The sequence below is a fragment of the Vibrio sp. SG41-7 genome (assembly GCF_014164465.1).
GTDB lineage: Bacteria > Pseudomonadota > Gammaproteobacteria > Enterobacterales > Vibrionaceae > Vibrio > Vibrio splendidus.
The window spans coordinates 90,345-99,701 of record NZ_JACJFF010000007.1 but is presented as its reverse complement, the minus strand read 5'-3'; the positions used below and the strand labels follow the sequence as shown (position 1 = coordinate 99,701).

Here is a 9,357-nt window from a genome sequence, read left to right as displayed (position 1 = left end):
CACGAGTAGAATCGTGCATCTGCTCGAGTTGCAGCTTTTGTTGAGGAGTCAGTGTAATTTTCATGGGTCTTAGCATGATCCTGATTTTATCGAAAATCAAGCACCTTCATTGATCACGGGTATATGATTATCAATAATTTGATATAAGGCCGTTTTTAACGCAAAGCCCACTTTGCCTTCAGCGTCTTTGTAATACTCACCTAACACTGGTGGTTCAGTTGGTGGTGTAGTCGTTGAGCCACCAATCGTAAATTCTGTACTCTGACTTGCTTGGAAATCACCACCAGATGCCACAACGGTTCCGTTTACCGACAAACTGTATGAACCACTCCCCACACTGCAGCACATTCCATCTCCATAAGAGTCTGAGACTTCTAGGGTGTAGCTACCATCTGCTAAACACATTTCCACTTCATTGTTGGTGTTACTTTGATAGTCTGAACCAGAATAAAGAGTTTGAGAAACTGAGTTTTTGAGAGACCAACTGGTTTCAGAGCCATAGTTATCCGTCACTAGCGTGAGTGCGGCACTTGTGTCATTGCAGCTTTGTGTTGGTGGAGCCTCCGTAGGCTGAAAGTTATCTAAATACACCACTTCCGAACCATCAAAACCTGCATCATCATAAAATCGTATGCCCACAACGATATCTTTAGTGTTCGTAGCGCTGTACGAGTGAGTCAATGCTTGCCACTGATTCGTTAAACCATTATTCGAGTAGCCTAAATAGCCATCAACAAAAAGGCGAGCTTTCACGTTACCTTCAGTGTGATAAACATCGACAGAGAAATCATAAGTTTTCCCTTGTTCAACACTTATCGTTTGAAGAAAATCGGTATTACTTTGAGTACTTGTATTCACTGTGACTTGTGCAGAGAAACTGCCGTTATTGACAGGGTCGGTAGAGGGTGATACCGCAATGCCGGAATCAATTACACTCCATCCAGATGGTACGTTTCCTTCCCAGTTTTCGAAACTTCCATTTTGCATTTGCGCATGCGCACTCGCTGAACAAAGTAATGCAACGCCACTTAGTGTTATTATTCTATTTATCATATAACCTTCTGTTTAATCGGATAAAAACCAACTAAGCTTAGAAAGTAATCAAAAGATGAATGGAGATAAACATCACATTTATAAATGTAAGTAACATTACTTTTATTAACATATGTGATGTAAAGCAATGTGATATCGACCTGTCAAATGCTTTCACACGCTAGATTATTGAAAAAAGTTCATCTCGGCTTTCAGGGGAAAGCCGCGATGAACCCAAAATAAGCACTTATTCACAAGCCCTGCCTATAGTAAATGTAACCTCTACTAAAGTTCGATCCAGCCCTTACCTAACCAACTGAAAATTATGCGCACAATTCAGTTTGGTTCTGATTTCTAGTTGAAGACCGTGCAAGCACATATTGCTTCCGATTCAAGGCATGATGAAGATCAGCCTCTAGCGCCCCATAAACCCAAACAACAGCGTCACACATTTATCTCACGGAAAGCTTGGTCTTAGTTTTTACCAGACCGAAGGCGAAGCTGGATTCAATAGAAGCAATATTGGGCAGGCGTGTTAATTGCTCTGTAGATAGAATTAAGGCCTCGCGTGTGCGAGGCCTTTTTGTTTGTACCGAGCGGGAGTAGCAAAAGCCTCTTGAGGTTTTACTTGTCTAAATTGTGCTTAATTATCTGTTCTACCACACCATCCATCGTCTTTGAGCTAATCTCCGGCTTCAAATACAAGGAATGATACTCAACGCCTGTACGGTCTATATAGGCTGCTTGCAAGCCAGCGGATAGCGCACCATGAGTGTCCCAATCATGAGTAGCGACAAGACGAAGGTTTTCGACAGGTTCTTTTAAAGTGTCTGCTGCAAAGTTATACACATCTGAATTTGGTTTGAAACTGCCTGTTTCTTCAACAGAAATGATTGTGTCGAAATAATCTTCTAAGCCCGAGTTCTTGATTTGAGAAGCGATGAGGTCGAGGGATGAGTTGGAAAAAGCGACGGTTTTAAAACCGTTGTTACGCAATTTAAGTAAAGATGCTTTGATATCAGTGTGCGCTGGTAGATTGGCAAAGGAAGTTAACAAGGCATCTTTGCTTTCCGCCGTTAAATCACAATTGTACCGCTGTGCAATAGCGTCGAGCGCTGCATTCGCTAATTCAGAAAAAGTAGATTTTACGTTTGTTGCGATGCAAACCGTTGAGGAATGTAAAAGCTTTGAAAACCAAAGCGATAGTGCATCCTCACTGCCAAATACCGCTTTAAATTTAGGCTGTAATGACTCCAAATTTAAAACCGTTTCGTTTATATCAAACAGTATCACTTCTTTTTCCATGCGAAGAACCCAGATTTAATTGAATTTCATGCTTACATAATCCGCTCTGACGATACGGTTTACAACCTCGATTTAAGTAACTTGAGCTTTGCTCTCTAATTTGAAAAGGGGCCGGAATGCGTCAGCGATAAACCCGCCAACTCAAGTCTGGCGTTGCTTCATAGGTATCATGCAACGCCAAATCTGAAATGATGATTAGCTTTATTTCATTTGAGGAAATGACTCTAAGTCTGAATTTAGCAGAGGAGGGTATTCTTTGTTTTCGCATCACTTCTTATATTTCAAAAATCGAAATGCCACCGTTTAGAACGGTGGCGTTTTTGGTTACACTTTTGAGTGTGTATTAAATGCGGCCAGCTTGTTTTAGCCACCATTTAGGTGCCCAACTTGTTGCGCTATTGATTAATTCAGGAGAAGCGACAGAAAAATTAAGCCGTAATGATTTGATGGTTGGGTTACTTTCATCATTAGAATACACAGAATGTAACCAGTAACCAAAATAAGACTTGAAATCGATATGTTCTCCAATTTTGTATGAACAATTATCCATTAAAGAACGATAGTAATGCCCGAGAGAAACTAGCAAATAGCCCAGTTCACAATCATTAGTCTTGTCGGATTTTAGTAAATTATATCCGATGTCTTTTATTCCATCTTTATAAACCGCCCACCGTGTAAGCCACTCAATTTTGTGTAAATCAGATTTAGTATTAATCTGAAAAAATAACAAAGAAAAAAGTTCTTCGGCAATTTCTTCCTTACTGAACTTGTGAATTCCAGGGAGGTTATTCCTCTCTATTTGCGTAATATATAAGCTCTCAGGAAACTCAGGTTCTTCGTAAGAAAGATCGTGATAGTGTTGGCTTTCGTCTACACTCCTCAACAATACAGTTTTAATATATAAAGAATAGGATTCAAGTGGATGCGCTTGTTCAACTGAAAGTTTATTTTTCTGTAAAATATTATGGTAATCCTGATAGCCTAACTGTTTAGCGATGATGTTCAAACAGTCGTTATAACATTTATCAGGTTCTGATTTACTGAGGAGTTTGGCTTGTTTTTTTACGTGAGATACTAAGTTTTGTTTGTTATTTAACATGATGCTTTCCTATAGCCATCGAGCAAACAGCGCACCCCTCACTGTACCCAATAGGCACGAAAACAATTTAAAAATACAAACAAGTGATTCTCTATAGAGATTTGCCTTGGGGTGGGCTGGCGTTCATGAAAAGCCATTGCCATTTTGCGCTATTTAATATGATGATGTCAATTAAATTTCAGCATGTTACCTTAGAAATTTATCATTAGATTTAGCTTTCTATCAAGTAGCAATCTTATTTCAACGTATGTGCAATTTCTCGCCCTTTACTAGGTTGAAATAAATAATTAGTTCGATGTCTGCAATGTAGTTCAGCTATCAATTAATGTTTTGCAGATGACAGCAAGTAAATCAGTGAAGTAGAGTGGTTTTGACTATTCGTTTTTGGGGAGGCTCTAGTTATAAATGGTCTTTAAGAGCTAGGTATATTTACGGTCAATCGGGCAGAATGTTTCAATGCAAAACGCTTGATTTTACTCTGGTATAATCTTTCCTATAAGAGCAGCCTTAGCGTTATCAGAACCTTCTTTATGAGAGATAAAAATAGATGTTGAAACTTTTGCGTCAGATAAAAAAATGGAAACTTTCCGCGTTTAGTTTACTCATGCTCATTGCCGCTTTTTTTATCTACAACCAGTTCGGGAACCGTATGTCCCGTGCCGACGAGGCTAAATTTCTAATCGGGCAACTTAATATTGTTTTGGATGCTGCTGAGCAATATTCTCGTGATAATGGTTCTTTGCCTCCCATCACTTCCGATACCGACACGAACTTCGGCTACTTAAACATCAATCACTTAATCGAAAATCCGGGCTTATCAACATGGAAAGGACCATACCTACCTTATGACGATACATGGATAGGTGGTGATCAGTACATCGACCACCCGGATTACATAGCAACGCAATTACTGCTTAAGGAAAAGGATAGCCAGTGGGCACGAGGAAGCACCGAGACAGGTTGCGAATCGTCATCATCCACTTGCTCTGTTGCGGCTTGTATCTGGTTGGTACCAACAAAAATCGCACAAGAAATTAATCACATTGTGGACGGCAGTTCGAGTATCGAAAGCTCTGATTCGACAGGAAAAATACGTTACGACAAAGCTTTTGGTGGCGCACTTATCTGTATGATTGGAGATGACTATCCAATGCCATCAGCACAGCTAAATTAAGTCGTTTCTAATTATCTCACGGGCAACTTGGTCTTTGTTTTTACCTGACCGAAGGCGAAGCTGGATTCAATAGAAGCGATATTGGGCAGGCGGGTTAGTCACTCTGTAGATACAATTAAGGCCTCGCATTTTCGAGGCCTTAGTTTTGGGGCGATTACAATAAACCGATCTCTAACAGGTTATTGGGCAGAAGCGTTTTAATCCATGTAAATTAGAGTCGTTATTATCCTTACCAGATATCTTCAATTAAAGAGTCTTTGAGTTGCTCAGCAGCGGCAATGTTTTCTTTTGTCATGTACTGTTTAACGTCGATTATCTCTTTCTCTGCATCCGAGTTTCCGTATTCCTGCGCGACTTCAAACCATGCTAACGCTTTAACAAAATCACTCCATGTTCCGTGACCATTACGGTAGGCGTAACCAACGGAATACTGACCATAATCGTTGCCCTGCATAGCGGCGCTAGTGTAATACTCTAATGCTTTTTTTGCGTCTGTAGTTTTGAAACCACACGGTTTTTTGTATCGAGTAGAAGAGTAAATATCACCCATCTTCACATAGGAAAGTGTATGTTCATCTTCTTCAATGGCGTTGCTAAATAATTGCATCGCTTTAGAGCAACTCTTTTCAACGCCTTGTCCATTTAGGTAAGAAATACCCAAGTTGTACATGGCACTTGCATCGCCTAAGTTTGCCGATTGCTCAAACCAATAAGCAGACTTAGTGAAATCCTGAGTGACGCCTTGACCTTCATCGTATGAAAATGCGAGTTGATACATAGCGTCAGAATAACCAGCTTGTGCAGAAGCGAGGTAATAATCGTTGCCTTTCTTAAGGTCGACAGGTGTACCTTCGCCATCAAAATACATCACGCCTAATGAGTAGAGCGCATAAGCGTCTTTGCTGGATTCGGCTTTATGGTACCAAGCCAGTGCTTTTTCGTACTGCTCGTCGTAGTAATACTTATCTGCCAAGGTAATGATTGCTTTCACCTCACCAGACTCCGCGAGTTGATTCATGTACTCATAACCGCGTTCTAGGTTTTCTTCATACATTGAATCTTCAATCAAAAGGTTAGCAGCCTGCATTAGCAATTCGTTATCGCTAGAGTTTTCTGCGGTCTTTAATAATGCGAGCTCTTTACCTTCAAAAGCTTCAATCTCAAGATCGTATGCAAAAGTATTAGCTGACAACAGCAACGACAGTGACGTTAAAAAAGTACAACTTTGTTTCATCATTTAAGCCATTTATTATATTAGTTAAGTTTCACATGAATATAACAAGGTAGCTTTGAAAATAAAGGTTTTTTATAAATGTAGGTCTCTTGATTTACTACAATGAGATCTAGGGCTTTTCCGAATGCTAGAGCAGCCAGAATCGTTTAGCAAAACTACTTTCTATGGAACATTAGTAAACACACAATATTCTTGAAAAACATGATCTTCTTGAGCTCTGTTCATTTTTTCACATACATCGAACAGGTGCTTGTAGGTGTCAACTTTCCCTTCAAAAAAGTCATGTATTAAACTCAAACTCTCATTTGTCAGTTTTGGATAAAAGTATGCTGAGTAGTAACTGCCATTATTATCAAACTCAATTTCAACAATGATATTCTCAGCATGAAACTCAGTTACATCCAACATATCTATTAAAGCAGGCTTTGTTTCATAAAATTTTGCGGTTAGTGGATTTAAATATACAGACATTAATCTAGCAGACTCTATTGTTATTCATTCTATATCTTTCGAGTCGGAGGTGCGGTTAACTTTGAACTTGATAACATAGGCTTCTGGAGATGGATGCCATAAAATAGAAGCTAAGCAAATCGAGCTCCTTCCTTCGACTTTTTCACATGAAAGACTGTTTTCTAAATCAGGCTGGCTAACAACGATATAGTCATTACTGGTTATAGCCATCGTTGAACTACCAAAACACAAGAAAAAAAGTATCACTACTAAATGCACAAAATTCATTTCTAGCTATCGCGTTTAAGGATTGGGGGGATGGGCTTTATATAGATATTATGAGACCTTTCATTTTAAATTTAAATCAATTAGTTAGTAAGCTTATAGGTCACAATGAAAATATGTAACTCCTGCTTACGTTACTTCAGGTCAGCCTCAAGAACTCCTCAAACCCAAACAGCAACGCCCCCCATTTACCTCACGGGCAGCTTAGTCTTTGTTTTTACCTGACCAAAGGCGAAGCTGGATTCAATAGAAGCAATATTGGGCAGGCGGGTTAGTTGCTTGCGGATGAACTGCTCGTAGCTTTTGAGCGATTCACTCACCACGTGCAACAGGTAGTCATGATTGCCCGTCATCAGAAAGCACTCTAATACTTCATCAATCACTTCAATGTGCTGCTCAAAGTCTCGCATATTCTCTTCAGTTGGCTTTTCAAGTTTCACCAACACAAATACATTCACAGGCAAGCCGCATGCTTCTTGGTCGACACTGGCGTGATAGCCGCGAATAATCCCTTGTTTCTCTAATGCTCGAACTCGGCGTAAGCAAGGTGAGGGCGACAGTGCCACGCGATCGGCTAACTCTTGATTAGTCAGGCGGGCGTTGCTTTGCAGTTCAGCCAGTATTTTCTTGTCGATCTCATCCATTGGCATATCCCATCAATATTCAAGTTTATTTGGCAATATTATTGCTCAAAGTGTATGTCTTACTTCGCAAATAGCAATTTTTAGCATCTGCACAAAACTAAAATTAAAGGAGGAACAATAAGCATGGAATGACTTAGGAATTATGAATACATCAACTCAACTTAGCCCGCTGCGTAAAACAACCAAACATGAACAAGCAGAAGCCCTTGCCATTGAACAAGCAAAGCATTTTGGTATCGACCCAAACAGTGATTACGGCGTCACGCTGATTGAACTGGCGACGACACTGTACCAAGCCAATACCAAGACTCACGATCTTTGGGCATTGACGGTTGATGGACTTTCAGAACTCGACAAGAGTGACCGAATCGCTTGGTTTAACGCCAAACGTTTCTTGTCATTCCAGATCGCTAAGATCCTCGACAACCTGCAAAACCCAATGCGTGCTAATTACCAATCTATTGCTACCAATAATGGCAATTTTGCGTCTAAAGGTGCGTATCCTATCTTCGATAATGTGGCGGCTATCTTCTCGGCAAGCCCGGTTATTACGCGCACAGCCACGTATTTGTTTGCATGTACAGAATGGATTGAAGATGCGTTTAACGGTAAAGAGCCGCTGCACGATATTTACTCTCGACTGCTTAATCCAACATCGATTTCACTGGCTAATCACATGGTTGATATTGAGGTAGGCTCTAGAGCCAATGAGTACCTCGCATGGAACTTTAACTCGGGTATGGCGGCTATTGATGGGTTGTTGAGCCATTTACTTGGTCATGAAGACATTGTCTTGGCTTCACGTAATATCTATGGTGGTTCTTACCAGCTGTTGGAAGATTGGTTTGGCAAACCGTCTAACCTGAATGTTGCAGTAGAGTGGGTGGATGGTTACTCCGGTGATGAGTTCGCGACGCGCCTTGATGAAGTTGCCGACAAATACGCAGACCGTCTCGCTGGTGGTAAGAAGATCTATGTTTACCTAGAGTCACCGTGTAACCCGCATGGATACGTGTTGGATGTTGCTAGCATCAGTAAAGCTGGTCACTCTCGTGGTTGGGATGTGATTGTTGATTCGACAGTGGGGACTCCATTACTGCACCCAGTACTAAAACGTGATGACGTTATGGAAAGGCCAGATTATGTCATTCACTCTTACACCAAAGAACTGGCGGGTTCTGGCACCACAACCGCTGGAGTTGTGATTGGCCGCAACGAGACCATGTTTATTCCAAAAGGAGAGGAAGTCACTTTCAACAAGTCCAACGGCGATGAGGTCACCATTCCATGGAACGAAACGCTGTTTTGGAATGTGTACTACATTAAGGGCGCATTCCTAGACGCAGACAAAGCGTTTGAAGTGCTCAATGGTATGAAAACGTATGAGATGCGAGTGGTGCAGAAAACGATTAACACCCTGACTCTGGCGAAGATTTTTGATGCTCACCCAGACATCAATGTGTCGTGTCCAGCTTTGCCAGACAGCGATAACTATGAACACTGCCAGAACAACATGTACTTGGGTTTACCAGCGGCGCTTTTCACAATCGATATGGAAGGTAACGGCGACCGTGCCCCAATCAATCGAGATGGGTTTAAACAGTTCTTCGACATGCTTGAGCCAGCAATCGGCATGCAAGTGAGCTTAGGGCAAACCAACACCGTGGCCTTGTGTCCAGCACTGACCACGCACTCAGAACTCAGCGGTGAAGCGCTTAATGAAGCAGGTATTAAACCGACCACAATGCGTATCTCTATCGGCTTAGAAGATCCTCGAATGTTCATCGCTCACATTATCGAGGCCGCTAAATTGTCGATTGACCGCAAACACGCAGACTTCTCATCGAGTTTCCCGAGTGGTGACAGTATCGATGAAATTTATATGCAAACCTATATGGATGTACACCAGAGGTTTGTGAAGAGCTTGCCGAAGTTCAGTCAGCTGAGTCAGTAACTTAGGTCAGTAAGGAAAGTTAACAAAAGAAATCAGTGAAGTAGGGAGCTGTAAACGTTAAATGAAAAACGTAAGGCCTCGCGTGTGCGAGGCCTTTTGGGTTCAAGGTAGCGGCATAAACCAATCTAGAACCAATCCTAGAAAAACGCGTCGATGAATCACCTAATAGCCTTTAACTCG

The 9,357-nt window shown here is 41.2% G+C and carries 7 protein-coding genes and 3 pseudogenes; 2 read left to right on the top strand and 8 right to left on the bottom strand.

The annotated features are described in order from the left end of the window. Positions 1-123 precede the first annotated feature (123 nt). The 4 genes and pseudogenes from H5300_RS03510 to H5300_RS03495 all read right to left on the bottom strand — a co-directional run. Positions 124-1,053: pseudogene (locus H5300_RS03510) on the bottom strand (carbohydrate binding domain-containing protein); the annotation flags it as partial. 431 nt (positions 1,054-1,484) lie between these two features. Then, positions 1,485-1,577 (bottom strand): annotated as a pseudogene (locus H5300_RS03505) (Lrp/AsnC family transcriptional regulator); the annotation flags it as partial. Positions 1,578-1,656: 79 nt separating this feature from the next. Then, positions 1,657-2,337, bottom strand: a complete 681-nt coding sequence (locus H5300_RS03500; RefSeq protein ID WP_182795423.1) for a haloacid dehalogenase type II — start codon at positions 2,335-2,337, stop codon at positions 1,657-1,659. Positions 2,338-2,680: 343 nt separating this feature from the next. Next, on the bottom strand, positions 2,681-3,436 hold the full coding sequence (locus tag H5300_RS03495; protein WP_017077918.1) for a hypothetical protein: 756 nt from the start codon (positions 3,434-3,436) through the stop codon (positions 2,681-2,683). 547 nt (positions 3,437-3,983) lie between these two features. Here H5300_RS03495 and H5300_RS03490 point away from each other — a divergent pair. After that, positions 3,984-4,610, top strand: a complete 627-nt coding sequence (locus H5300_RS03490) for a type II secretion system protein (RefSeq protein WP_182795422.1) — start codon at positions 3,984-3,986, stop codon at positions 4,608-4,610. 11 nt (positions 4,611-4,621) lie between these two features. Here the strand turns inward: H5300_RS03490 and H5300_RS03485 are convergent. The 4 genes and pseudogenes from H5300_RS03485 to H5300_RS03470 all read right to left on the bottom strand — a co-directional run. After that, positions 4,622-4,708: pseudogene (locus tag H5300_RS03485) on the bottom strand (Lrp/AsnC family transcriptional regulator); the annotation flags it as partial. Between the two features lie 131 nt (positions 4,709-4,839). Further along, positions 4,840-5,847 (bottom strand): tetratricopeptide repeat protein, encoded by a 1,008-nt coding sequence (locus H5300_RS03480; RefSeq protein ID WP_108189165.1) that lies wholly within the window; start codon positions 5,845-5,847, stop codon positions 4,840-4,842. A gap of 159 nt (positions 5,848-6,006) precedes the next feature. Beyond that, on the bottom strand, positions 6,007-6,315 hold the full coding sequence (locus tag H5300_RS27835; protein WP_259397549.1) for a hypothetical protein: 309 nt from the start codon (positions 6,313-6,315) through the stop codon (positions 6,007-6,009). 452 nt (positions 6,316-6,767) lie between these two features. Further along, positions 6,768-7,223 (bottom strand): Lrp/AsnC family transcriptional regulator, encoded by a 456-nt coding sequence (locus tag H5300_RS03470; RefSeq protein WP_012604166.1) that lies wholly within the window; start codon positions 7,221-7,223, stop codon positions 6,768-6,770. Positions 7,224-7,365: 142 nt separating this feature from the next. Between H5300_RS03470 and H5300_RS03465 the strand changes: the two genes are divergently transcribed. After that, a complete protein-coding gene (locus H5300_RS03465; protein ID WP_182795421.1) occupies positions 7,366-9,177 on the top strand; it encodes a PLP-dependent transferase in 1,812 nt (603 codons plus the stop codon). The last annotated feature ends 180 nt before the right edge of the window (positions 9,178-9,357 follow it).